Source organism: Marinifilum sp. D714, assembly GCF_030851345.1.
Lineage (GTDB): Bacteria > Bacteroidota > Bacteroidia > Bacteroidales > Marinifilaceae > Marinifilum.
Genome location: NZ_JALPNU010000101.1, coordinates 1 through 317, shown reverse-complemented (window position 1 = coordinate 317; position 317 = coordinate 1). Strand labels below are relative to the sequence as shown.

At 31.5% G+C, this 317-nt stretch carries 1 protein-coding gene; it reads left to right on the top strand.

Annotation, left to right across the window (positions count from 1 at the left end):
- Positions 1-3 precede the first annotated feature (3 nt).
- Complete coding sequence (locus tag M0051_RS19850; RefSeq protein WP_373568325.1) at positions 4-156, top strand: integrase core domain-containing protein; 153 nt, start codon at positions 4-6, stop codon at positions 154-156.
- The last annotated feature ends 161 nt before the right edge of the window (positions 157-317 follow it).

Here is a 317-nt window from a genome sequence, read left to right as displayed (position 1 = left end):
TATTTGCAAGCCAATGAGGCTGTTAAAAGAGCTGTCAACCTGTACAACAATAAGCGTCCTCATTCCAGTATTGAACACAAGACTCCAATTCAAGCTCATCAATTTAAAGGCAAAATGAAAAATTTATGGAAGAAGATTCAAAGGGAAGAATCCTGAGCGTAGGAACAATTAGTAATAAGATAAAATATTGTTTCCGATTTTACACTCTAGGTTATTTTTCTTATGGAAATTTACGGTTTAGAATTTAAGTATATATTTGCAGTACCTATTAGGGAATAATCAATCTAATATTCCCCAAATTTAAGTAATAATCTGTC